The 24,030-nt window shown below is 69.8% G+C and carries 19 protein-coding genes; 18 read left to right on the top strand and 1 reads right to left on the bottom strand.

What is annotated here, in order from left to right:
* Positions 1 to 151 precede the first annotated feature (151 nt).
* The 17 genes from ACWDUA_RS04940 (at position 152) to ACWDUA_RS04860 (ending at position 22,469) form a co-directional block, all read left to right on the top strand.
* Entirely contained in the window at positions 152 to 1,792 is a 1,641-nt protein-coding gene (locus tag ACWDUA_RS04940) for a UDP-N-acetylmuramoyl-L-alanyl-D-glutamate--2,6-diaminopimelate ligase (RefSeq protein WP_449749886.1), read from the top strand.
* Complete coding sequence (locus tag ACWDUA_RS04935; RefSeq protein WP_449749885.1) at positions 1,789 to 2,292, top strand: UDP-N-acetylmuramoyl-tripeptide--D-alanyl-D-alanine ligase; 504 nt, start codon at positions 1,789 to 1,791, stop codon at positions 2,290 to 2,292. Before ACWDUA_RS04940 ends, ACWDUA_RS04935 begins: the two co-directional genes overlap by 4 nt.
* 151 nt (positions 2,293 to 2,443) lie before the next feature.
* On the top strand, positions 2,444 to 3,541 hold the full coding sequence (mraY, locus tag ACWDUA_RS04930; RefSeq protein WP_449749884.1) for a phospho-N-acetylmuramoyl-pentapeptide-transferase: 1,098 nt from the start codon (positions 2,444 to 2,446) through the stop codon (positions 3,539 to 3,541).
* The gene (gene murD, locus ACWDUA_RS04925; protein WP_449749883.1) at positions 3,534 to 5,114 is read left to right on the top strand and encodes a UDP-N-acetylmuramoyl-L-alanine--D-glutamate ligase; all 1,581 of its coding nucleotides are present in this window, start codon (positions 3,534 to 3,536) and stop codon (positions 5,112 to 5,114) included. The genes mraY and murD overlap by 8 nt, the downstream gene beginning before the upstream one ends.
* Positions 5,111 to 7,270 carry a putative lipid II flippase FtsW gene (gene ftsW, locus ACWDUA_RS04920; protein WP_449749882.1) on the top strand — a complete coding sequence of 720 codons (2,160 nt, stop codon included), beginning with the start codon at positions 5,111 to 5,113 and terminating at the stop codon, positions 7,268 to 7,270. The genes murD and ftsW overlap by 4 nt, the downstream gene beginning before the upstream one ends.
* Before the next feature lie 43 nt (positions 7,271 to 7,313).
* Positions 7,314 to 8,552: an undecaprenyldiphospho-muramoylpentapeptide beta-N-acetylglucosaminyltransferase gene (gene murG / locus ACWDUA_RS04915; protein WP_449749881.1), complete on the top strand. Its 1,239-nt coding sequence runs from the start codon at positions 7,314 to 7,316 to the stop codon at positions 8,550 to 8,552.
* On the top strand, positions 8,549 to 10,108 hold the full coding sequence (gene murC / locus ACWDUA_RS04910) for a UDP-N-acetylmuramate--L-alanine ligase (RefSeq protein ID WP_449749880.1): 1,560 nt from the start codon (positions 8,549 to 8,551) through the stop codon (positions 10,106 to 10,108). The genes murG and murC overlap by 4 nt, the downstream gene beginning before the upstream one ends.
* Positions 10,108 to 10,806, top strand: coding sequence for a cell division protein FtsQ/DivIB (locus ACWDUA_RS04905; protein WP_449749879.1), 699 nt, complete (start codon positions 10,108 to 10,110; stop codon positions 10,804 to 10,806). The genes murC and ACWDUA_RS04905 overlap by 1 nt, the downstream gene beginning before the upstream one ends.
* 232 nt (positions 10,807 to 11,038) lie before the next feature.
* Positions 11,039 to 12,214 (top strand): cell division protein FtsZ, encoded by a 1,176-nt coding sequence (gene ftsZ / locus ACWDUA_RS04900; RefSeq protein WP_449749878.1) that lies wholly within the window; start codon positions 11,039 to 11,041, stop codon positions 12,212 to 12,214.
* Between the two features lies 1 nt (position 12,215).
* The gene (pgeF, locus tag ACWDUA_RS04895) at positions 12,216 to 13,091 is read left to right on the top strand and encodes a peptidoglycan editing factor PgeF (protein WP_449749877.1); all 876 of its coding nucleotides are present in this window, start codon (positions 12,216 to 12,218) and stop codon (positions 13,089 to 13,091) included.
* The gene (locus tag ACWDUA_RS04890) at positions 13,088 to 13,819 is read left to right on the top strand and encodes a YggS family pyridoxal phosphate-dependent enzyme (protein ID WP_449749876.1); all 732 of its coding nucleotides are present in this window, start codon (positions 13,088 to 13,090) and stop codon (positions 13,817 to 13,819) included. Before pgeF ends, ACWDUA_RS04890 begins: the two co-directional genes overlap by 4 nt.
* 95 nt (positions 13,820 to 13,914) lie before the next feature.
* Positions 13,915 to 14,697, top strand: coding sequence for a cell division protein SepF (locus tag ACWDUA_RS04885; RefSeq protein WP_449749875.1), 783 nt, complete (start codon positions 13,915 to 13,917; stop codon positions 14,695 to 14,697).
* 117 nt (positions 14,698 to 14,814) lie between these two features.
* Positions 14,815 to 15,129 (top strand): YggT family protein, encoded by a 315-nt coding sequence (locus ACWDUA_RS04880; protein ID WP_449749874.1) that lies wholly within the window; start codon positions 14,815 to 14,817, stop codon positions 15,127 to 15,129.
* A gap of 358 nt (positions 15,130 to 15,487) precedes the next feature.
* The gene (gene wag31 / locus ACWDUA_RS04875; RefSeq protein ID WP_449749873.1) at positions 15,488 to 16,315 is read left to right on the top strand and encodes a DivIVA-like cell division protein Wag31; all 828 of its coding nucleotides are present in this window, start codon (positions 15,488 to 15,490) and stop codon (positions 16,313 to 16,315) included.
* 21 nt (positions 16,316 to 16,336) lie between these two features.
* Positions 16,337 to 17,164 (top strand): hypothetical protein, encoded by an 828-nt coding sequence (locus ACWDUA_RS04870; protein ID WP_449749872.1) that lies wholly within the window; start codon positions 16,337 to 16,339, stop codon positions 17,162 to 17,164.
* A gap of 626 nt (positions 17,165 to 17,790) precedes the next feature.
* Positions 17,791 to 21,021, top strand: coding sequence for an isoleucine--tRNA ligase (ileS, locus tag ACWDUA_RS04865; RefSeq protein ID WP_449749871.1), 3,231 nt, complete (start codon positions 17,791 to 17,793; stop codon positions 21,019 to 21,021).
* Positions 21,022 to 21,077: 56 nt separating this feature from the next.
* Positions 21,078 to 22,469: a cytochrome P450 gene (locus tag ACWDUA_RS04860; RefSeq protein ID WP_449749870.1), complete on the top strand. Its 1,392-nt coding sequence runs from the start codon at positions 21,078 to 21,080 to the stop codon at positions 22,467 to 22,469.
* 258 nt (positions 22,470 to 22,727) lie between these two features.
* Here ACWDUA_RS04860 and ACWDUA_RS04855 read toward each other — a convergent pair whose 3' ends face one another.
* Entirely contained in the window at positions 22,728 to 23,417 is a 690-nt protein-coding gene (locus ACWDUA_RS04855) for a TetR/AcrR family transcriptional regulator (RefSeq protein ID WP_449749869.1), read from the bottom strand.
* A gap of 110 nt (positions 23,418 to 23,527) precedes the next feature.
* Between ACWDUA_RS04855 and ACWDUA_RS04850 the strand changes: the two genes are divergently transcribed.
* Positions 23,528 to 23,971: a nitroreductase/quinone reductase family protein gene (locus ACWDUA_RS04850; protein WP_449749868.1), complete on the top strand. Its 444-nt coding sequence runs from the start codon at positions 23,528 to 23,530 to the stop codon at positions 23,969 to 23,971.
* The last annotated feature ends 59 nt before the right edge of the window (positions 23,972 to 24,030 follow it).

Raw genomic sequence — 24,030 nt, 5'->3', positions numbered from 1 at the left:
CGCGGGCTGACGGTATCGTGAGTGAGTTCAATCGTGGGGTGTGTTCCATCGTGGGTGAGGTGATCCGGCGCCGCCCGCTCGGCGCAGTGGTGTCGCCGGCACCCCCGACCGACACCCGCAGACGCGGGTGAGAGGAGGCGAGCAGACCCCCATGGCGTCCACTCGTCGCGGCCGGCGCACACCGGCCGCCCTGACCAGACCCACCAGCGTCGACCCGACCGAGGTGTCGGTGCTGTCCACCGCCACCGGCGCCCGCCTCGATCTGGTCGGTGGCGCCACGGCGCACACCGCGGTGACCGGGGTGGCCCTGCGTGCCCAGGACATCATGGCCGGAGATCTGTTCGCCGCGCTGCCCGGTGCCCGCACCCACGGCGCGCGGTTCGCCGCCGAGGCCGTCGAACGCGGCGCGACGGCGGTGCTCACCGACTCCGCCGGGCGCCGCGAGCTGGCCCGTGCCCTACTGCCGGACACCTCCTGCGCGGTACTGGTCCATCCGGACCCGCGCAGCGTCCTCGGCGGTGTCAGTGCCCGCGTGTACGGCAACCCGTCACAGCGGCTCAAACTGATCGGTATCACCGGTACGTCGGGGAAGACGACGACCACCTACATGGTGGAGGCGGCGCTGCTCGCCGCCGGTCACTCCGTCGGTCTGATCGGGACCGTCGAGACCCGCGTCGACGGTGTCGCCCAGCCCAGTTCGCTGACCACCCCCGAGGCGCCGACCCTGCAGGCCTTGCTCGCCGCGATGGTCGAGCGAGGAGTCGACACCGTGGTGATGGAGGTCTCCAGCCATGCCCTGTCCCTCGGACGGGTCGACGGTGCGCACTTCGCGATCGGCGGTTTCACCAACCTCTCCCAGGACCACCTCGACTTCCACCCGACGATGCGCGAGTACTTCGAGGCCAAGGCACAGCTGTTCGCCGCCGGCGCGTCCACCCGCGCGGTGCGGTCGGTGGTCTGTGTCGACGACGACTGGGGCCGGCGGATGGCCGAGATCGCCCGCGCCGGTGCCAACATCGCACCGGTGACCGTGTCGACCACCGATGTGCCGGCCACCTGGCATGCCGGGGCCTCGACCCCGCACGCCGACGGGTCCCAGGAGGCCGCGATCACCGGTCCCGGACGGGCAGCGACCACGTTGACCGTCCCGTTGCCGGGGCGCTACAACATCGCCAACGCGACCCTGGCCCTGGCCATCGCGGTCACCGCCGGACTCACCGTGACCCAGGCCGCCACCGCGATCGCCTCGGTCGCCGTCCCCGGCCGGCTCGAACGTGTCGACCGCGGACAGCGGTTCCTGGCGATCGTCGACTATGCGCACAAACCCGGGGCGCTCGAGGCGGTGCTGACCACCCTGCGCGGGCAGGCGACCGGACGGATCGGCGTGGTGGTCGGCGCCGGTGGCGACCGTGACCACGGCAAACGGCCGATCATGGGTGCGGTCGCCGCGCGAGGCGCCGACCTGGTGATCATCACCGACGACAATCCCCGGACCGAGGAGCCGGCCACCATCCGGGCGGCGATGCTCGCCGGGATCGACGAGGTCCCCGACGACCGGCGACCGGCCGGCGCCGAGCACCGCGAGATCGGTGACCGCCGGGCGGCGATCGAGGCCGCCGTGGCGTGGGCGCGCGACGGCGACATCGTGCTGGTGGCCGGCAAGGGACACGAGAGTGGGCAGGAGATCGACGGAGTGAAGCATCCCTTCGACGACCGGGTGGTGCTCGCAGAGGCCCTCGACAGTGTCCTCGCCGCACACTCCGGAGACCTGCGGCCGGGGAACGGGCTGTGACCGCCGAGGCGGCGGTGACCGTCCTGGTGGCCGCCGACCCGGAAGCCCGCGAGCTCGGTCGGATGCTTCGGCTCCTGGTGGCCACCGCCGACGACCGGCGGGCGCAGGCCGACGGTCCGATCCGGACGTGGGCGGTGCTCGGCGAGGTGCGCACCCACGACGGGCTCACCGAGAACGAGCACGTCGTCGAACATGATCGGATCGGCAGGCAGGCCGTGCGGCTGGCCGTCGACAAGGTGCTGTGTGTGGGGCCGACGCGCGCCGTCCGCGCGCTGCACCAGGGTGCGGTGATGGAGGGATCGTGGGGTGACGAGGCCCGTCTGGCCGAGGACCCCGCCGATGCCGCATCGGTGCTGCACGCCGACCCCGACTGGACCCCGCAGCCCGGCGACGTGGTGCTGGTGGCGGGACCGGATGTCCCGCTCGCCGAGATCGTGGCGGGGTGGCGTGAACGCCTCGCGCGCGAGGTGGTCGAGGTCGACACCGCGACCGGTTCCTGACCGGGGAGTGCGACCCCGGGAGTAGAAGGGCCCACCGGCGGCGGGGACCGGCTGTCGGCGGGGATCGGGAGAGACGTAGGGTTCGGCGGGGCATTCCGCCGGTGACCGGTGGGATGGCAGGAAGACGACAAGTGAAGGGCAGGACTGTCAGGTGACCCAGATCCTCATCGCGGGTGCGATCGCGATAGCGGTGTCGATCATGCTCACCCCGGTGCTCATCCGCGTGTTCTCGCGGCAGGGTTTCGGGCAGGAGATCCGGGTCGAGGGGCCGCAGAGCCATCAGACCAAGCGGGGGACCCCGTCGATGGGTGGCGTGGCGATCCTCATCGGGCTGTGGGCCGGATACCTCGGCGCCCACGCGGCGGGACTGTTCATGTCCGCCGACACCGGTCCGAGCGCCTCCGGGCTGCTCGTCCTCGGCCTGGCGACCGTCCTCGGCGGCGTCGGCTTCCTCGACGACATCATCAAGATCCGCAAACATCGCAACCTCGGCCTGAACAAGACCGCGAAGTCGGTCGGGCAGTTCGCCGCGGCGATCCTGTTCGGCATCCTCGTCCTGCAGTTCCGCAACGACGCCGGACTCACCCCGGCGAGCACCAACCTCTCCTATGTCCGCGACATCGCGGCGATCTCGATGGTGTCGGTGGTGTTCGTCATCTTTGTCTGGCTCGTGGTCGCCGCCTGGTCCAATGCGGTCAACTTCACCGACGGACTCGACGGCCTGGCCGCCGGTTCGATGGCGATGGTGCTCGGCAGCTATGTGTTCGTCGCGTTCTTCCAGTTCGTCAACGCCTGCTCCGGGGGTGCCAAGCCGGCCACCGAGATCCCGACCGGGTGCTACAACGTACGCGATCCGCTCGACCTGGCGATCGTCGCGGTCGCCGGTGGTGGCGCCTGCCTGGGCTTCCTGTGGTGGAACGCCGCGCCGGCCAAGATCTTCATGGGTGACACCGGCTCGCTGGCCCTCGGCGGCATGCTGGCCGGCTTGTCCATCACGACCCGCACCGAACTGCTCGCGGTGGTGATCGGCGCACTGTTCGTCGCCGAGATCGTCTCGGTGGTCATCCAGATCGCGTTCTTCCGTACCACCGGACGCCGGGTGTTCCGGATGGCCCCGTTCCACCACCATTTCGAACTCGGCGGCTGGGCGGAGACCACGGTGATCATCCGGTTCTGGCTGCTCACCGCGATCGCGTGTGCGCTGGGCCTGTCGCTGTTCTACGGGGAGTTCCTGACCACCAATGGCTGACCACGTTCCCACCGATGTCGCGGCCTGGCTGACCGATCGGGCGGTGGTGGTCGCCGGCGGCGGCACGGCCGGGATGTCGGCCGCCCGACATCTGCTCGATCTCGGCGCCCGGGTCACCATCGCCGACGACCGCGCCGACGACCCGACCGCAATCGCAGGTGGCACCACGATCGCCGACCGCGGCGCCCGGTTCACCACCGTCGCCGCACTGCTCACCGACGACGGCTGGACCACCCGCACCGACCTGGTGATCGCGTCCCCGGGCTTCGCACCGACCCACGGGCTGCCGACCGCGGCGGCCGTCGCGGGAATCCCGGTGTGGGGTGAGGTCGAACTGGCCTGGCGCCTGGACGTCGGGGGCACCTTCGGCGCGCCCCGCACCTGGCTGGTCGTCACCGGCACCAACGGCAAGACGACCACCACCTCGATGCTCACCGACATCGTCAGCGCCTCGGGCCGGTCGGCGCAGGCCTGCGGCAACATCGGGCTGCCGGTACTGGACGCGATGGCCGCCGCCGACCGCGTCGACGTGCTGTGCGCCGAGCTGTCGTCGTTCCAGCTGCACTGGGCACCGTCGATCGCCCCGGCCGCCGGGCTGGTGCTCAACGTCGCCGACGACCACCTCGACTGGCACGGTTCGTTCGAGGCCTATGCGAGCGCCAAGCAGATCGCCTTGCACGGCGCGATCGGTGTGGTCGGCCTGGACGATCCCGTCGCCTCCGGGTTGTCGGCCGGTGGCCGCCGGGTCGGCTTCACCCTCGGCGAGCCGCAACCCGGCGAGCTCGGCATCCGCGACGGGGTCCTGGTCGACCGCGCCTTCGCCGACGACCCGTCGGGCCTCGCCCTGGTCGAGGCGGACGTGATCCATCCGGCCGGCCCGTCCGGACGCGCCGATGCACTCGGCGCGGCCGCACTCGCCCGGGCGATCGGCGTCGACGCCGGCGCGATCCGCGCCGCGCTCACGGCGTTCAGGCCGGCCCGCCATCGCGGTGAGGTGGTCGCCCGGATCGGTCACATCGCCTTCGTCGACGACTCCAAGGCGACCAACCCGCACGCCACCCAGGCCGCCGTCGCCGCGCACCGCCGAGTGGTGCTGATCGCCGGCGGACTGCTCAAGGGGGCGTCGCTGGACGCGATGCTCGACGCGGTGGGTGATCGGCTCGCCGCCGTCGTCGCGATCGGACGTGATCGGGGCCTGGTTGTCGACGCGATCGCGCGACACGCCCCAGAAGTCCCAACAGTCACAGTGTTCACAGGGGACGATGGCTGCGTGACCGTTGCGCGCGAGCTTCCCCGTGATCCCGGGACCGATCTGCGATCGGCCTCCTCCATCACACCGATCCCGGCCGGATCCGATCCCGCGGTCGCGGTGATGGACCGGGCCGTCGGAACCGCCTGGGACCTGGCCGGGGCCGATCCGGCCCGACCCGACGCCATCCTGCTCGCGCCCGCGGCAGCGTCACTGGACATGTTTGCCGGCTACGGCCGTCGTGGCGACGCCTTCGCCGCGGCCGCCCGAGCGCTGGCCGACGTCCACGACGCGTCGCGAGCCGAGCAGGGGCGTCGGCAGTGAGCGCCGACACCGCCGATCCGGATCGGATCACCCGGGACACCGCACCCGCCGACGGAGCCCGCGCCGAGGACCCCGGTGACGCCGCGCCGCGCCCGCGGGGTCCGAAGACCGCCGCCGGCCGGGCCGCGGCAGCCAAGCGTGCCGCCCGCTCGGGTGCTGTGACGACCCGCGACGCGAGCACGGGGGGCGGGGGCGCCGTTCGTACGAGTGCCGTCGGCGATTCCGCGGAGGATCCGACATCCTCCGCGACCGGGTTCGACGAGTCGCAGGCCGACGACGGCCCCGCCGTCGACACCGCAACCGACGAGAAGCGGTCCGGCGACACCGCCGCCGACGACGAGTCGAGCGGCCAGAAGACAGCCGCGAAGAAGCCGGGCACCCAGCGGGCGGGGGCCGAGGCCGCCACCGATGTGCGCACCCCCGACAAGCGTGCCGGGGTCACCACCCCGACCCCGCGCGACGCCGTCCGCGCCACCGGATCGGTGGTGGCGACCGTCGTCGAAGGCGTGCGAACGTTGCTCGCCCGACCGCTCGCGTCATATCACCTGATCCTCGCCCTCGCACTGCTGCTGACCGTGTTCGGACTGGTCATGGTGCTCTCCGCGTCGTCGGTGGAGGGGTACTCCAAACAGGGCTCGGCATACGGGCTGTTCGCCACGCAGGTGATCTTCGCGATCCTCGGGATGGGCGTCTTCTACCTCACCCTGCGCCTGCCGGTGCGGCTGCTGCGCCGGCTCGCCGCGCCCCTGATGGTGATCACCACACTCCTGCTCGCACTGGTGCTGGTGCCGGGTATCGGCACGCTCAGCGGTGGTGCGCGCCGCTGGTTCACCCTCGGCGGGTTGTCGGTGCAGCCGTCGGAGCTGGTCAAGGTGGCGCTCTGTGTGTGGGGTGCGCACCTGCTGGCCTCCCGCCGCCGGGAAAACGCGCCACTCAAGGAACTGCTGATCCCGCTGTTGCCGGTCGGTCTGCTCGTCTGTCTGCTGATCATCCTCGAGCCCAACCTGTCCACCACCATCACCATCGCGATCATCATCGGCACCCTGCTGTGGTTCGCCGGACTGCCGATCAAGGTGTTCTCCGCGTTCGCCGTGTCCGGTATCGCGATCGCGGTGGTGCTGGCCCTGGTGGAGGGATACCGCTCCGAGCGCGTGATGAGCTTCCTCGGCGGCATCGACGACCCGCAGGGAGCGGGCTATCAGGCCCGGCAGGCCACGTACGCACTGGCCAACGGCGGGGTCTTCGGTGTCGGGCTCGGCCAGAGCCGCGCCAAGTGGAACTACCTCCCCAACGCGCACAACGACTTCATCTTCGCGATCATCGGCGAGGAACTCGGCCTGATCGGCGGGCTGATGGTGGTGGCGCTGTTCGTGTTCTTCGCCTACGTGGGATTCCGGGTCGCCACCCGCTCGGCCGACCCGTTCCTCCGGCTGATGACCGTGACCATCACGGTGCTGATCACCGCGCAGGCGTTCATCAACATCGGCTATGTCATCGGCCTGCTGCCGGTCACCGGTATCCAGCTGCCGCTGCTGTCCGCGGGCGGAACCTCGACGCTGACGGTGCTCGCCATGCTCGGGCTGCTTGCCAACGCCGCCCGGCACGAGCCGGAGGCGGTCGCGGCGCTGTCGACGACCGCGCCCCGCCGCTTCGGACGTCTGTTCCGGCTGCCCACCCCGGTGGCCTACCAGCCGACCCGGGCCGAGACGCTGCGCGATCGGTTGGCCGATCGTCGCCGGACCGTGCCCGCAGGCCCTGCACCGGGACGGTCGGGTCGATCCCGCGGCGCCGCCCCGGCCGCCGCACCGTCGCGGCTCGCGGGGATGTGGCCCGGTGCCCGGCGCAACGCCCCCGAACCGGTCCGTCATGATCGTCCGCGCGGTGGCTCCGCCGGGCGCCCGACCCCGCGCGGCGGGTATTCTCCAGGCGCGCGGACCAACAGTCGGAGCACCACCGGGACACCCCGGTCCTCGGCCGCCGGCGCCACGCATGCGTGGATTCCGTCGCGGTCGCCGTCCCGCGGGTACCGACCCGGTTCCCGGGCCGTGCCGGACGACCGTCGTGAGCAGCGTCGGTCGGATGGCAGCCGGTCGGAGCCGGGTCGATCCGGCCGGCGGCGGGGTGGCGACCCCGGCCGCTCCCGCGGCGGTTGGTGAACGACAGACCTGACCACCCGCCCGTGTGGGCGGGTGATCGACGATGCCGCCCACGGGTGGCGAAGGAAGTGGAGTGCCGGTGAAGTCGGCAACAGGGAAGGCAGAAACCGTGAACTCGGCACCGGGCGACGACACCGACGGCCGGCCGCTGTCGGTGGTGGTCGCAGGCGGCGGAACCGCCGGACACATCGAACCCGCACTGGCCGTCGCCGACGCCGTGCGGCGGCTGGCCCCGAACGCCCGGATCACCGCGTTGGGCACCACCCGCGGACTCGAGACCACCCTGGTCCCCGAACGCGGCTACGAGTTGTCGCTGATCCCGCCGGTGCCGCTGCCCCGAAAGCCCGGACTCGAGCTCGCGCGCACCCCGATGCGGCTGGCCCGCTCGGTGATGGCGACCCGACGGGTCCTCGCTGCGGTCGACGCCGACGTGGTGATCGGCTTCGGCGGCTACGTGTCCATCCCCGCCTATCTCGCCGCGCAGAGTCATCTACGCGCCCGCCGCCGGCTGCCGATCGTGATCCACGAGGCCAACGCCAGCGCCGGCATCGCCAACAAGGTCGGCGCGCGGTTCGCCGCCGCCGTGCTCGCCGCCGTCGACGGCTCGGGTCTCGACGATGCCCGTGTGGTCGGCATTCCGGTGCGCGGCCAGATCACCGAACTCGACCGCCCGGCCCTCCGTGCCAAGGCCCGGCACTACTTCGGGCTCGACGAGGACGCGCCGACGCTGCTGGTGTTCGGCGGATCGCAGGGCGCCCAGCAGCTCAACGACGCCGTCGCCGGTGCTGCCGACGCCCTCGGCCGGGCCGGGATCGGGGTGCTGCACGCCTACGGGCCGAAGAACTCGATCGCGCCCGCGTCCCCGCCCGACGCGCCGCCGTACTGCGGCGTCGGCTACCTCAAGCGTATGGACCTGGCCTATGCAGCCGCCGACCTGGTGATGTGCCGTTCGGGCGCGATGACCGTCGCCGAGGTGTCGGCGACGGGCCTGCCCGCCGTCTACGTCCCGCTGCCGCACGGCAACGGCGAGCAGCGGCTCAACGCCCTGCCGGTGGTGGAGGCCGGTGGCGGCGTGCTCGTCGACAACGACGACATCACCAGCGACTGGGTGGCCCGTGAGGTGCCGGCGATGCTCGCCGACACCGGGCGCCTGGCCGCGATGTCGGCGGCCGCCTCGGGCACCGGTCACCGGGACGCCGCGACCGAGGTCGCACAGACCGCACTGGCCCTCGCCGAGGAGTTCCACGCCGGTCACCGCCGCAGGCGGGGGAGTCGCCGATGACCCCCGAGCGCGTCGGCGACCTGCCCGAACACCTGCGCCGGGTCCACATGGTGGGCATCGGTGGCGCCGGGATGTCGGGTCTGGCACGCATTCTGCTGTCGCGCGGGGGCCAGGTGTCGGGCTCGGATGCCAAGTCCGGTCGAGGCATCCTCGCGCTGCGGACCCGGGGGGCCCACATCCAGATCGGCCACTCGCCGTCGGCGCTCGACCAGATCCCGGGCGGGCCGTCGGTGGTGGTCACGACGCACGCCGCGATCCCCAAGACGAACCCGGAACTCGTCGCGGCCCGCTCCCGCGGGATCCCGGTGCTGTTGCGGCCACGTGTGCTCGCCGAACTGATGGCCGGTTACCGCACGCTGCTGGTGGCCGGGACACACGGCAAGACCTCCACCACGTCGATGGCGGTGGTGGCGCTGCAGCACTGCGGTCTCGACCCGTCGTTCGCGATCGGCGGTGAGCTCAACGAGTCCGGGACCAATGCCCACCACGGCAGCGGTGAGGTCTTCGTCGCCGAGGCCGACGAGAGCGACGGCTCGCTGCTCGAGTACCGGCCCGATGTGGTCGTGGTGACCAATGTGGAGGCCGACCACCTCGACTTCTTCGGCACCGTCGAGAAGTACGTGGCCGTCTTCGACGCCTTCGTCGACCGGATTCGGCCCGGCGGCACCCTGGTGGTGTGTCTCGACGACCCCGGGGCCGCGGCGCTCGCGGCGCGGTGCACGGGACCGCTCGCCGAGCGCGGCGTGGCGGTTCTCGGCTACGGCGCACCCGATGCCGAGGTGCCCGACGGTGTGCGGATGGCCGCGACGCTGGTCGATTGGTCGACGGTGGCCGGTGGATCGCGGGTGGTGGTCCACCTCGGCGACCCGCTCGCCGACCCGGCCGATCCGGGTTCCACGATCACCCTGAACCTGACCATCCCCGGAATCCACATGGCGCGCAATGCCATCGGTGCGACGATCGGTGCGGTGCGGGCCGGCGGCGACCTGGCCGAGGTGATCGCCGGGATCGAGGCCTTCGGTGGGGTGCGTCGTCGCTTCGAGTTCAAGGGCCGCGCCGACGACGTGGAGGTGTACGACGACTACGCGCACCATCCCACCGAGGTTGCCGCGGTGCTGACCGCCGCGCGGGCCATGGTCGAGGCCCGCGCACAGAACGGGTCCCGCGAATCGGATGCAGCCGGCGGACAGGTCGGGGCGGGGCATCGGGTCATCGCGGTGTTCCAGCCGCATCTGTACTCGCGGACAAGGGAATTCGCCGAGGAATTCGCGGCATCGTTGAGCCTGGCCGACGAGGTGGTAGTGGCCGACGTGTACGGCGCAAGGGAAGAGCCGATCCCGGGCGTCAGCGGCGCACTGATCGTCGATCAGCTCACGGCGCCCGGGCATTTCGCGGCGGATCTGTCCGCACTCGCGTCGCTGCTGACCGAGTTGGCCCGGCCGGGTGACATCGTGCTCACCCTCGGTGCCGGTGACATCACCATGCAGGGTCCGGAAATCCTTGCCGCGTTGGCCGATCGCGCGTCGGACAAGGAAAGCATCGTCGGGGACGCCTGATGGGGCTGGTGCCGCAGCGCCGCCGGACGCGCATCCTGGTGGGCATCGCGACCACGGTGGTCATCGTGGTGGCCCTGGTGCTGGTCGCCTATCTCACCCCGCTGATGTCGGTGCGCAACACCGAGATCGCGGGCAATCACTCGATTCCGGGGATGACCGTCCTCGGCGCGGCCGACGTCGCGCAGGGCACCCCGCTGCTGCAGGTCGACACCGAGGCGGTGGCCCGCCGGGTCGCCGACATCCCCTCGGTGGAATCGGCGCGAGTGCAACGGGGTTATCCGTCCACGCTGGAGATCACCATCGTCGAACGCACCCCCGTGGCGCTGGTCACCGAGGGTGACAAGCTGCACGTCCTCGACCGGTTCGGCGTCGGCTATCTCACCTACAACGCGGGGTCGGCGCCCCCGGAGATCAAGAAGCTGCCGGTGTTTCACACGGCCACACCGGGTCCCGCCGATCCCACCACGAAGGCGGCGCTCGGGGTGGTGGCCGATCTGCCGGCGAACATCAAGTCGCTGGTGAAGACGGTGACCGCGTCGTCACCGGTCGGCATCGAATTCGGGCTCACCGGGAATCGCACCGTGGTGTGGGGCGACGACTCCCAGGGGGCGGAGAAGGCGCGCACCCTGGAATACCTGTTGACGCGCAAGGCAACCGAGTACAACGTGTCGAGTCCGAATTTCCCGGCGTACAAATGACGGTGTGCACTTTTCCGGAAATGCATTTTCCGCAAGGCCGTCGTGCGTGATCTCGGGTCTCGGCGGGCGTTTTCGGCATCAGGGTGGACACGACTTGGCGACACGCCGAGAGCGTTGCTGGCCCAGCGGGGTATGGGTGCATAGCTTGAAACCCAACATCAAGTACTTGACATAACTCTATATCTATGGTTGAGGTTTAGGGTTTTTTCGAACAACAAGGAAGGCGAGCGTCATGACGCCACCGCACAACTACCTGGCCGTGATCAAGGTCGTCGGCATCGGCGGCGGCGGCGTCAATGCCGTGAACCGCATGATCGAGCAGGGACTCAAGGGAGTCGAGTTCATCGCGATCAACACCGACGCCCAGGCGTTGTTGATGAGCGATGCCGACGTCAAGCTCGACGTCGGCCGTGATTCGACGCGTGGTCTCGGTGCCGGCGCCGACCCCGAGGTGGGTCGCCGGGCCGCCGAGGATGCGCGCGACGAGATCGAGGAGCTCCTCAAGGGCGCCGACATGGTCTTCGTGACCGCCGGTGAGGGCGGCGGCACCGGCACCGGTGGCGCCCCGGTCGTCGCGTCGATCGCCCGCAAGCTCGGCGCACTGACCGTCGGCGTGGTCACGCGTCCGTTCGCCTTCGAGGGCAAGCGGCGTGGCAACCAGGCCGAGGCCGGTATCACCGCGCTGCGCGAGTCGTGCGACACCCTGATCGTCATCCCCAACGACCGGCTGCTGCAGCTCGGCGACGCCCAGGTGAGCCTGATGGACGCCTTCCGCAGCGCCGATGAGGTGCTCCTCAACGGTGTGCAGGGCATCACCGACCTGATCACCACCCCGGGTCTGATCAACGTCGACTTCGCCGACGTCAAGGGTGTGATGAGCGATGCCGGCAGTGCCCTGATGGGCATCGGTTCGGCGCGTGGCGAGGAGCGCGCCCGGAAGGCCGCCGAGTCGGCGATCAACTCGCCGCTGCTCGAGGCCTCGATGGAGGGTGCGCGAGGCGTACTCATCTCGATCGCCGGTGGCAGTGATCTCGGTCTGTTCGAGATCCACAATGCGGCCACCCAGGTCCAGGAGGCGGCGCACGAGGACGCCAACATCATCTTCGGCACGGTGATCGACGACAACCTCGGCGACGAGGTCCGCGTCACCGTCATCGCGGCCGGTTTCGACGGCGGTGGCCCGCGCAAGCGGGCCGACGTGCCCGCCACCGCAGCCGGTCCGGGCAAGGTCGGTGCCGGACAGGCCGGTTCGGTCGCGTCGGCGCCCAAGAACGATCCGCTGTTCGGCGACATGCCGACCGGTAAGGGTGATCCGTTCGCCGGCGAGTCCGCGCCGGAGCGGCCGCGCCGCAACAGCGTCACCATCGACGACGACGACGTCGACGTCCCGTCGTTCATGAAGCGCTGAGATGACCCGCTCCGAACGCACCCCGGGCGGGACGGAATCGACCACCGGTGCGGACGGGGCGGAAACCGCCGCCCGCACGCGCCGGGTGGTCACCACCCGAGCCGGTGGCGTGTCCCGCGCGCCGTACGACTCGTTCAACCTCGGTGACCACGTCGGCGACGACCCGGCAGCGGTGAGCGCCAACCGCTCGCGACTGGCCGGCCAGATCGGCCTGCCCGACGATTCGGTGATCTGGATGGAACAGATCCACAGCCGCAACGTGACCGTCGTCGACGACACGACCGCGCGGACCGCTCCACGCAAGGACGGGTGGATCACCCTGCCGGCGACCGACGCGCTGGTGACCACCACGCCAGGGGTGGCGCTGGCGGTGTTGTCGGCGGACTGTGTCCCGGTGCTGCTCGGCGACGACGAGGCGGGTGTCATCGCCGGGGTGCACGCGGGGCGGGTGGGTGCGCGGATCGGGATCGTCCCGGCGGTCCTGCGCGTCATGATCGAGCTCGGTGCCCGACCCGAGCGCATCGGTGCATTCCTGGGTCCGGCCGCGAGTGGCGAACGCTACGAGGTGCCCGACGCGATGCAGCGCGACGTCGAGGAACACCTGCCGGGCAGCGCCTGCCGAACCCGTCAGGGTACGGCGGGCCTGGACCTGCGCGCCGGACTCAGGCGGCAACTGCTGGCCGCCGGGGTCGGTGCGGTCGCGGTGGATCCGCGCTGCACCATCTCCGACGTCACCCTGTTCAGCCATCGCAGGCAGGCGCCCACCGGTCGCCTCGCGTCGGTCATCTGGATCGACCCGGAGACCGGTCGGACGGGATCGTCGCACCCGGGATCGTCGCACCCGGAATCGTCTCCGGAGGGGACGCGGCAATCGTGACCGATGCCCGGACCGCCGAGCTCGCGCAACGGCTGGGCGGCGTGCGGGAGCGGCTGACCGCCGCCGTCGACGCCGCGGGCCGGGCACCCGGCGAGGTGGAGCTGCTGGTGGTCACGAAGTTCTTTCCCGCGGGTGATGTGACGCGACTCATCGGGCTGGGGGAGCGCGAGTTCGGTGAATCGCGGGAACCGGAGGCGAGTCGCAAGATCGCCGAGATCGCCGACGAGGTCAGTTCCTCCGGTGCCGTCTTCGACATGATCGGGACGGTGCAGACCAAGAAGGCCCGCACGGTCGCGCGCTGGGCCCGGTCGGTGCACTCGGTGGATCGTGACCGACTGGTCGAGGCCCTCGACCGGGGAGCGTCGGCAGCCCTCGACACCGGCGAGCGGTCCGACCCGCTCGGTGTGTTCGTCCAGGTCAGCCTGGATGGCGATCCGGAGCGGGGCGGGGTGGTCGAGGCGGGGTTGCCCGTGCTGGCGGAGCAGGTCGCCGACTCCGCGGCGTTGCGGCTCCGCGGTCTGATGGCGATCACGCCCCTGTCGGGGGAGCCGCGACACTGGATGGCCGAGCTCGCGCGGGTCCGCTCGGGCTTCCTGGACCGGTATCCCGAGGCGGGCGAGCTGTCGGCGGGCATGTCCGGCGACATGGAACTCGCCGTCGAGTACGGGTCGACATGTGTGCGTGTCGGTACCGCGATCATGGGATCTCGGCCGATACTCTCTCAATAATCACATTGGTCACAGCAGAACCAACGAGAACAACTCACACACCGGCAACAGCTGCAACACCGCTCTAGAGCGTCGGACGACAGAGAGGCCCGCACATGACCACGATGCAGAAATTCAAGGCGTATTTCGGCATGGTGCCTCCGAGCGAGTACGAGGACGACTACCTCGACGAGCCGGGTCCGGGCCCGGTGCGCGGTGCGGCCGCCCGTGAGCGGGCCTACCGCGACGAGTACTACGGCGACACCTCCTACCGTGACGGAGATGCCTCGTACCGTGACGGCGGCTACCGCGAGGGGTACGCGTCGGACGGTTACGGTTCCGAGGGCTACGCGGAGGCCGGCTACCGCGATACCGAACAGGGCTATGCCGACGAACGTCGCTACGGCGGTGGCTCCTACGGCCACGAGTACGCCGGTGCGCCCGAGTACACCTACGCCGGTGGTCGTCACGGTGCCGATCTCGGTCCCGAGCGGGTGCGGCCGGTCGCTCGCCTCGAGCCGTTGCAGCGTTCGAGCAGTGCCACCCTGCGGGCCGCTTCGGCGCCGCGATCGATGAATGCAGAGCGTGGGGAGCTGGAACGAGTGTTCGCCGACGGTCCGCTGCACAAGATCACCACGCTGCGTCCGTCCGACTACGGCGAGGCCCGCACCATCGGTGAGCGTTTCCGTGACGGTAACCCGGTGATCATGGACCTGGTCAACATGAGCAACGACGACGCCAAGCGCCTCGTCGACTTCGCCGCCGGGCTGGCCTTCGCCCTGCGGGGCTCGTTCGACAAGGTCGCCACCAAGGTGTTCCTGCTGTCGCCGGCCGACATCGACGTCTCGGCCGAGGACCGGCGCAAGATCGCCGAGACCGGCTTCTACAACCAGTCCTGAACACACCCGATCCGGGTTCGTTCGTCAGTCAGAACACAGCGCACCCGCGGTCGGCGCCGGTAGTGGGTACCGGTGCCGCCGCGGGTGTCGGCTGTCAGGCACTCTTGAGATGTGGCAATGCTCTTCGAAATCATCTACTACGTCCTGTTCGTGTACTGGCTCCTGCTGCTCGCGCGGCTCGTGGTGGAGCTGGTTCGGACCTTCGCGCGGGACTGGCGTCCCACCGGCATCGTGGTGGTGATCATCGAGATCGTGTTCACGTTGTCCGACCCCCCGATCAAGTTGTTGCGCCGCATCCTCCCACCCATCCCGTTGGGTCCGGTTCGTCTGGATCTGTCGCTGATGATCGTGATGATCGTCGTCATCATCGCGATGCAGGTGGTCAATTCCTTCCGCGCCGGCGCGGCGGCCTCGGCACTCGGCCTGATGTGACGGCACTCGGCTTGATGTGACGGCACTCGGCTTGATGTGACGGCACTCGGCCGGAGGGTCGGGTCACGGAGCGGTGAGGTGCAACCGGATCACTGCGAGTCGAATCATGGCGAGCCGGGATCGGCACACCGATTGACCCGCACAGGGTCGTCGAGATGTCATAGTTGAGTGACTGTTTGATTGCAGGACGACATCGGCGGACTGCCGCAAACGGTTCGGATGTGACAGGATGGAACTCCAGTTACGGATTTTGACTGGTATGAATGATCAGTGACAGTCTGTACTGGATGGTGTTTTCGTCACCTGAGATCGACTGCCAACAAGTAGAGAAGCTCGAACGACATTGAGGGGAACCGACATGCGGCTGACACCAGCTGATGTGCACAACGTCGCGTTCAGCAAACCGCCTATCGGTAAGCGCGGCTACAACGAGGACGAGGTCGACCAGTTCCTCGACTTCGTCGAAGCGGAGCTCGCCCGTTTGATCGATGAGAACTCGGACCTGAAGCAGCGGGTGGAGGAGCTCGAGGGGGAACTCGCCGCCGCCAAGTCCGGCGTACAGGCCGGTCCGGCACCTTCCGAGGACCACACCCAGGTCTTCCCGGTCGCGCAGCCCGCCGAGCCCGTGGCGCCGCCGGTCGCTCCTGCGGTGCAGGCCGTCCCCGACGAGGACGCCCATGTCCGTGCCGCCAAGGTGTTGGGCCTGGCGCAGGAGACCGCCGATCGGCTGACCTCGTCGTCGCGCCAGGAGGCCGACACCTTGCTCACCGACGCCCGCCAGCGTGCGGATTCGATGGTGGCCGAGGCGCAGAGCAAGTCCGAGGCCATGCTGACCGACGCCCGTCAGCGGTCCGAGGCGATCCTCGCCGACGCACAGACCCGCTCGGAGGCCCAGGTGCGTCAGGCGCAGGAACGTGCCGACGCCCTGCAGAGCGACGCCGAGCGCAAGCATGCCGAGATCATGGGCACCATCAACCAGCAACGTGGTGTCCTCGAGGGCCGTATCGAGCAGCTCAAGATCTACGAGCGCGAATACCGTACCCGGCTCAAGACCTACCTCGAATCGCAGCTCGAGGAGTTGCAGCAGCGGGGTAGTGCCGCACCGGTGGAGAATGGACGTCCCGCGGACCAGTCCTTCTCCACGGACCCCGGCAACGGCGGGTTCAGCAGCTACTCGCAGAGCTGAGCCGTCGAGTAAGCGGATGACGTGCTGATTCTGGCCCTTGCGGCCACCCTCATCGGGTTTGTCCTGCTCGTGGTCGGTCTGGTCACCGGAACGGTGTGGCTGGCCGTCGCCTGCATCGTGGTGTGTCTGGTCGGTCTGATCTTCCTGATCGCCGACATCGTGCGCTCCTCACGACGTGGTGACGACGCTCCTGCCGACTCCGGTGGTGGGTTCGGCTTCGGCCCTGCCGACCATGAGAGCGATGTCGACGAGACGACTGGCGGCGCCGACGGTGCCACCGAACCGGACGCCGGGGAAGACGTCCGGGTCTCACCGGAACAGGAACGACAGGCGCTGTGGCAGGGTGTCGTCGAACCACGATCCGGACCCAACCCACAGGTCGATCCCGCCTCGACCGGGACCCCGCAGGCGCCGGGCGGTGCCGCACCCCGTGCCGGGCAGCCGACCGCGCCGGGTCCGCAGAATTCCCCGGTCCCGCAGAATTCACCTGGCCCCCGGTCTCCTCAGCCGCCCAACACCGGTGGCGGTTATGCGGACTACCTGCGTTCGGTGGGCGCGGATGACGTCCCGCGTACGGGACAGCATTCGGTGCCCGGGCCCCAGCAGGGTTCCCCTCACCCGGGAGCGCCCCGACCGGGGATGCCGCCCACGCCGGGTGCGCAGCAGCCGATGCCGTCTCGGCCTCACACCGGCCCCGTCCGGAATGGGCCGGCCCAGACCGGCCCTGCCCAGAACGGACCGGGCAACGCCGGTCAGGACGCTCGTCCGTCGGCGCCCGAGCAGCCGCAGCAGCAGCCGCCGCGCAAGATCGATCCACTCGATCCCGAGTGGCGGCCGCCGTCCGAGTGATTCCCCGGGCGGTGGTGCTGCGGTCTCGGTGATGCTGCGGTCTCGGTGATACCCGGACCCGGGTGACCTCCCGATGCCGGTGGCGCTCCCGTCCCGGTGCTGCTCGCATCCGTGATGGCGCCGTCCGGGGTCCGGTGTGATCCCGATCCGAACGACCGCCGCCCCCGGACCTGACACCCCCGGACCTGACACCCCCGGACCTGACACCCCCGGACCTGACACGACCGGAGCCGTCGCCCACCGGCGCCGACGCCCCGGGAGCCCACGTCACCGGGAGCCGACGCCCCGCCCGTTCGTCCACCGGGCGGGCAGGGGCGAAGTGGAATCGGCAGGTCCGGGATCGTTACACTGGACAACGCGTTGATCCGGCCATCACCGGGGAGCACCCGGAAGAACGGCGTCCACCACCGCGGATGCCCATTAGAACCGGGCGGGCCGGCCCGTCACAGCCGACGATCCCGCCGATCACCCGATGATCGGCGGAGATCCCGAGAGGCATCGGCCCACCGATGCAAACGGGGTGGTACCGCGCGCCGAGCGATCGTCGCGTCCCCGTGCCGAACACAGTGGTGACCCAACACCTGGCGAACCCAGCACAGTGGTCACAAGGCACGAGGAGACCCACGATGAGCGACGAGTCCACCCGCTCCCACACCGCCACCGGAAGTGGCGCGTCACGCGCGTACCCGGTGGTCGACATGACCGGCGGCGACGGCCACGGTGCACCGTCGTTCCCCGACGTCGAGCAGAAGGTGCTCGCCTACTGGGACGCCGATGAGACCTTCACCGCGTCCATCACCAACCGCGCCGACGCCGAGGAGTTCATCTTCTACGACGGCCCGCCGTTCGCGAACGGACTGCCGCACTACGGCCACCTCCTGACCGGATACGTCAAGGATGTGGTACCGCGGTACCAGACCATGCGTGGCAAGCGCGTCGAGCGCCGATTCGGTTGGGATACCCACGGATTGCCCGCCGAGCTGGAGGCGGAGCGGCAGCTCGGCATCACCGACAAGGGCGAGATCGAGACGATGGGCGTGGAGAAGTTCAACGACTTCTGCCGTGACTCGGTGCTCCGCTACACCGGGGAATGGCGTGACTACGTGACCCGTCAGGCCCGGTGGGTCGACTTCGACAACGACTACAAGACGCTCGACCTCGACTTCATGGAGTCGGTCATATGGGCGTTCAGGCGGCTCTGGGACAAGGGGCTGATCTATCAGGGCTACCGCGTGCTGCCGTACTCCTGGTACGAGCAGACCCCGCTGAGCAACCAGGAGTCCAAGCTCGACGACGCCTACCGGATGCGTCAGGACCCGGCGGTCACCGTCACCATGCCGCTGACGGTTCCGTCCGACAACGCGTTGGCCGGTCTCGACGGAGTCAACGCCCTGATCTGGACCACCACACCGTGGACCCTGCCGTCCAATCTCGCGATCGCGGTACACCCCGAGGTGACGTACACCCACGTGCGCACCGCCGAGGGAGTCGGATACCTGCTCGCACAGGCGCTCGTCGGCGCCTACACCAAGGAACTCGGTGAGGTCACCGAGGTGGCCACGTATGTCGGCGCCGACCTCGCCGGGCTGTCGTACACCCCGCCCTTCGACTTCTTCGTCGGCCACCCCAATGCGCATCGGATCCTCACCGCCGACTACGTCACCACCGACAGCGGCACCGGAATCGTCCACCTCGCACCGGCTTTCGGTGAGGAGGACATGGATGTCGCGACCGCCAACGGCATCGAGGTGGTGCAACCGCTCGATCCGGGTGGCCGGTTCACCTCGCAGGTGCCGCCGTACGAGGGCCTGATGGTCTTCGACGCCAACCCGGTGATCATCAAGGACCTCAAGGCCGCCGGCCGCATCCTGCGCCACGAGACCATCGAGCACTCCTACCCGCACTCGTGGCGGTCGGGGCAGCCGCTGATCTACATGGCGGTGCCCTCGTGGTTCGTGGCCGTCGACCCGATCAAGGACCGGATGATCGAGCTCAACCAGCAGATCACCTGGTCGCCGTCGCACATCCGCGACGGCCAGTTCGGCAAGTGGCTCGAGGGTGCCCGCGACTGGAACATCAGCCGCAACCGGTACTGGGGTGCGCCCATCCCGGTGTGGGTCTCCGACGACCCGGAGTACCCGCGGACCGACGTGTACGGCTCGCTCGACGACCTCGAGCGGGACTTCGGGGTGCGCCCGGGCAACCTGCACCGTCCCTACATCGACGAGCTGACCCGGCCGAATCCCGACGACCCGACCGGACGCTCGACGATGCGTCGGGTACCCGAGGTGCTCGACTGCTGGTTCGAGTCCGGGTCGATGCCGTATGCCCAGGTGCACTACCCGTTCGAGAACGCCGACTGGTTCGACGGCGACCCGAACAGCGGTGTGCTGCCGCACAATCCGGGCGACTTCATCGTCGAGTACAACGGGCAGACCCGTGGCTGGTTCTACAACCTGCACGTCCTGGCGACCGCACTGTTCGACCGGCCCGCGTTCAAGACCGTTGCCGCGCACGGCATCGTGCTGGGCAACGACGGCCAGAAGATGAGCAAGTCCAAGCGCAACTACCCGGACGTCAACGAGGTCTTCGACCGCGACGGCAGCGATGCCATGCGGTGGTTCCTGATGGCCTCACCGATCCTGCGCGGCGGCAACCTGGTGGTCACCGAGCGCGGTATCCGTGAGGGCGTCCGGCAGGCGCTGCTGCCGCTGTGGAACGCCTACAGCTTCCTGCAGCTGTATGCGGACAAGCCGGCGACCTGGCGTACCGACTCGACCAATGTGCTCGACCGCTACATCCTGGCCAAGCTGGCCGTCACCCGTGACGAGATCACCGAGGCCCTCGACGTCTACGACATCGCCGGTGCGTGTGAGTCGTTCCGGGAGTTCGTCGAGTCGCTGACCAACTGGTACGTGCGTCGTTCACGCGCCCGGTTCTGGGCCGGTCAGAACGACGACCCGGACGCCTTCGACACCCTCTACACGGTGCTCGAGGTGTCGGCACGGTTGGCCGCACCGCTGCTGCCGCTGGCCACCGAGGCGATCTGGCGTGGCCTGACCGGAGGTCGGTCGGTACACATCACCGACTGGCCGGCGGCGTCGGACCTGCCGGCCGACCCGGATCTGGTGGCGGCGATGGACCAGGTGCAGGCGGTGTGCTCCACCGCGTCGAGTGTGCGCAAGGCCAACCAGCTGCGCGTCCGGCTGCCCCTGCCGGGGTTGACGGTCGCCTCCCCGCGGGCCGAACTGCTGCGTCCCTACACCGACCTCGTCGCCGACGAGATGAACGTGAAGTCGGTGACCTTGTCGACCGACACCGCCGCCTACGGCCGCAACGAGCTGGTCGTCAACGCACGTGCGGCCGGTCCGCGTCTGGGCAAGGACGTCCAGCGGGTGATCAAGGCGGTCAAGGCCGGCAACTGGGAGATGCGCACCGCTGCCGACGGTACCGAGGTGGTCAGTGCCGACGGCATCGCCCTGCAGGAGGGGGAGTACACCCGCAAGCTGGTCGCCGAGTCACCCGAGTCCACCGCGGAGCTGCCCGGCGGTGGCGGTCTGGTGGTCCTCGACATCACCGTGACCCCGGAGCTCGAGGCCGAGGGCTGGGCCAAGGACCGTGTCCGCGAACTGCAGGATGCCCGTCGCAACCTGGGTCTGGACGTGTCCGACCGGATCGAGGTCCGGATGGTCGTCCCGGCCGAGCGGGTCGAGTGGGCGCGGACCCACGCCGGGCTGATCGCCGGTGAGGTGCTGGCCGTCGACTTCGAGGTGATCTCCGCCGACGCCGCGGCCGCCGGTGCGATCGAACTCGGTGACGGCGTCACCGTCGACATCGCCCGCACCGACCGGCGGTGATCGGCCGGTTCACGCGCTGATTCACCGACGCGGGACCGAGATGGCAGGATGACCGGGTGCAGCTCGACACCCGGTTTCCCCATCCCGGTCCCCGCGTGCTCGTGCTCGGTGACATCTTCGGCGCCGATCGCCGTCGGCCCACCCTCCACGAGATGGAGCTGGCCACGACCCTCGGACCGATCTACGAGCGCAAACTGCTCGACATCCACCTGACGATCGTCGCGGGTGGCCGGTTGGCCGCCGAGTGCAACGACGAGCAGCGGTGGGCGCGGGCCCTGGCCGGTCCGACGTTGAAGTTCCGCGAGATCACCGGGTCCGGACTGTTCACCGCGCGAACCCGGGATCCGTTGTGGGCGCAGGCCCGTCACATCCTCGACCCGGGTTTCGCGCAGGGTGCACTGCGCGTCTATCACGAGGCGATGATGTCGGTGGCCGACGATCTCGTCGCGTCGTGGACGGCGAACCCGGTGGTCGACGTCCACCGGGCGATGACCGATGCGACGCTGGAGGTGATCGCCCGCGCCGGGTTCTCCCGCGATCTCGGGCTGTTCTCCGAGGCGGGCCCGCAGCCGGAGGTGGCCGATCTGCTCCGGACCCTGGCCACGGTGCTGTCGTGGGCGTCGGAGTCGTCCAACGATCTCCCCGTCATCGGCCCGATCCGTGGTGCATGGCAACGACGTTCGTTCGCCGGTGGCCTCGACCGGGTGCGCGCCTACGTCGACGGGATCGTCGCCGACCGGGTCGCCGGACGCGAACCCGAGCGAGACGACCTGCTCGGGCTGATGCTGAACCCCGCCGACCCGGAGACCGGAGAGATGTTGCCGCACGACAACATCCGCGATCAGGTGCTGACCTTCCTGGTCGCCGGTCACGAGACGACGGCGGCGCTGCTGGAGACGGTGGTGTGGTACCTGGCCCGTCATCCCGACCTCGCCGCCCGGGTGCGGGCCGAGGCCGGGATGCGTGGATTCGACTACGCCGGGGTGGCGGGTATGAAGTTCACGCGGTCGGTGCTCAACGAGGCGCTGCGACTGTGGCCGGCGGTGCCCGCCTACTTCCGCACCGCACGTGTCGACCAGCAACTGGGTGGCTACGACATCCCGGCGGGCCACACCGTGCTGGTGCATGCGTTGTCGTCGCAGCGCGACACCGACATCTGGGGAGACGACGCCGCTACCTTCCGGCCGGACCGCTGGGAGGCGAAAGCACTGCGGGAGTTCCCCGATCGCTTCTTCACACCGTTCGGCACCGGACCGCGATCGTGCATCGGACGGGCCTTCGCGATGCAGGAGTCGGCGCTGATGATCTCGCGGATCGCCGACGCCTTCGACCTGGCCTTCGCCGATCCCGCCGACGATGCGCGTTCGGCACCGGACATGCGCGAACGCGGCACGCTTCGCCCGGCCCCGTTCCGCCTCACCTGCACCGCCCGTACCCGCCCCGCATGACCGGCAACCCCGATCGGGCGCGCGGCGAGTGACCGCTTCGGGGGTGGTGCCGATGTCGTGTTCTTTCGAGGTTGCGACGGCCGGTCGGCCTCGCGTCGCGAGGGCGTCCTACTCGACCACGATCACTGAAGCACAATCACAGGGCATCGTCCGATCCCATTGACCGGGCGCCACTTCCCGTTGACCGGGCCCCACTTCCCGTTGACTGGGCGCCACTTCCGTTGATCGTGCGTCGTCGACGGTGCGGACGCGCACCGGTCAGCCGAACAGGGTGGTGAGTGCGGTGCCCAGCTGGGTCGCGAACAAGGCGTCGGCGTCATCGAGATCCGGTCCGTACTGACCGAAGATCTCCAGGCTGACCATGCCGACGATCGTCGACCACAGGGTGACCGCCGCCGCGAGCGACTCGTCCGAGATGACCAGTGCGAACTCCGCACGCGCACCCCTCAGGAAACCGGCCGGCGGCGCGGTGACAAGCGCAGCGGGATGCAGTACTCCGGCGGCCTCGGCGTCGGCGATCTCGCGGAGCAGTCGCGCCTGCACACGGGTACCCGGTCCGACGGTGCGCTCGGGTGGGGCAGCATAGCCCGGCACCGGGCTTCCGTACAGGAGCATCCACCGTGCGGTGTCGCCGACACCCCAGGCGCGCACGGCACCCGCCCCGGCCACGATGCGGGCCCGGTGGTCATCGGCGTCGACCGCGTCCATTCGGGCCTCGACCTCGTCGGCGAGGTCGGTGTAACCCTCCACCAGGAGCGCGGTCAGCAGGTCGTCCCGACTGGGGACGTACCGGTAGACCGCCGACGACACCACGCCCAGATCCCGGGCGATCGCCCGCAGTGACAATCCGGCGGCGCCGTGGGTGCGCAGGTGTTCACGGGCGAGTCTGCGGATCTCGGTCTCCATGGCCTCGCGGTTCTCGGCGCGGGTCTGGGCTCGGCGGGTCATCTCGCACATCCTGCCACAGGAGAGAGCGGTGCTCTTGAAATCCTCGGAGGATCGGTGCATGATCAGGACGAGAGCAGTGCTCTCTAGAATCGGACGACGAGGAGATCCGCATGGACGCCACCCACTACCGCCCGCCCCAGGGCTTCGACGCAACGTTCAATCGTCTCGCCCGGTGGCTGGTCGACCACGGTGTCAACCTGGCCGGCGCGCAGACCCTGACCGTCACCGGACGCAGGTCCGGCCGGCCGCAACGGGTCCCGGTCAACCCGCTGCGCGTCGACGGCACCGAGTACCTCGTGTCGCCGCGCGGCAACAGCCAATGGGTGCGCAATGTGCGCGTCGAGCCGACCGCCGAACTCCGCCGGGGCCGCCGTAGCCGTGGGGTGCGCCTGGTCGAGGTGGACGTCGCCGAGCGCCCCGCTGTGATCGCTCCATACCTGAAGGCGTGGGGATGGGAGGTCAAGCGCTTCCTGCCGGAGGGTATGACCGTCGACGCGGGTCCCGACGATCTCGCCCGTTTCGCGCCACAGATCCCGGTGTTCCGCATCGAGTGATCGGCGAGGCCCGCGACCACTCACGACGCCGATCGACCGTCATGTGCCCGTGTCCGCCG

The organism is Gordonia sp. NPDC003376 (genome assembly GCF_053589235.1).
The sequence above is the reverse complement of the archived record's forward strand: the minus strand, read 5'-3'. Positions and strand labels throughout refer to the sequence as shown.

Excerpts from the sequence above, each read along its gene's own strand:
- ACWDUA_RS04940 (WP_449749886.1), top strand. The coding sequence starts at position 152 with ATGGCGTCCACTCGTCGCGGCCGGCGCACACCGGCCGCCCTGACCAGA.
- murD (WP_449749883.1), top strand. The coding sequence starts at position 3,534 with ATGGCTGACCACGTTCCCACCGATGTCGCGGCCTGGCTGACCGATCGG.
- murG (WP_449749881.1), top strand. The coding sequence starts at position 7,314 with ATGCCGCCCACGGGTGGCGAAGGAAGTGGAGTGCCGGTGAAGTCGGCA.
- murC (WP_449749880.1), top strand. The coding sequence starts at position 8,549 with ATGACCCCCGAGCGCGTCGGCGACCTGCCCGAACACCTGCGCCGGGTC.
- ACWDUA_RS04905 (WP_449749879.1), top strand. The coding sequence starts at position 10,108 with ATGGGGCTGGTGCCGCAGCGCCGCCGGACGCGCATCCTGGTGGGCATC.
- ftsZ (WP_449749878.1), top strand. The coding sequence starts at position 11,039 with ATGACGCCACCGCACAACTACCTGGCCGTGATCAAGGTCGTCGGCATC.
- pgeF (WP_449749877.1), top strand. The coding sequence starts at position 12,216 with ATGACCCGCTCCGAACGCACCCCGGGCGGGACGGAATCGACCACCGGT.
- ACWDUA_RS04885 (WP_449749875.1), top strand. The coding sequence starts at position 13,915 with ATGACCACGATGCAGAAATTCAAGGCGTATTTCGGCATGGTGCCTCCG.
- ACWDUA_RS04880 (WP_449749874.1), top strand. The coding sequence starts at position 14,815 with ATGCTCTTCGAAATCATCTACTACGTCCTGTTCGTGTACTGGCTCCTG.
- wag31 (WP_449749873.1), top strand. The coding sequence starts at position 15,488 with ATGCGGCTGACACCAGCTGATGTGCACAACGTCGCGTTCAGCAAACCG.
- ileS (WP_449749871.1), top strand. The coding sequence starts at position 17,791 with ATGAGCGACGAGTCCACCCGCTCCCACACCGCCACCGGAAGTGGCGCG.
- ACWDUA_RS04855 (WP_449749869.1), bottom strand. The coding sequence starts at position 23,417 with ATGACCCGCCGAGCCCAGACCCGCGCCGAGAACCGCGAGGCCATGGAG.
- ACWDUA_RS04850 (WP_449749868.1), top strand. The coding sequence starts at position 23,528 with ATGGACGCCACCCACTACCGCCCGCCCCAGGGCTTCGACGCAACGTTC.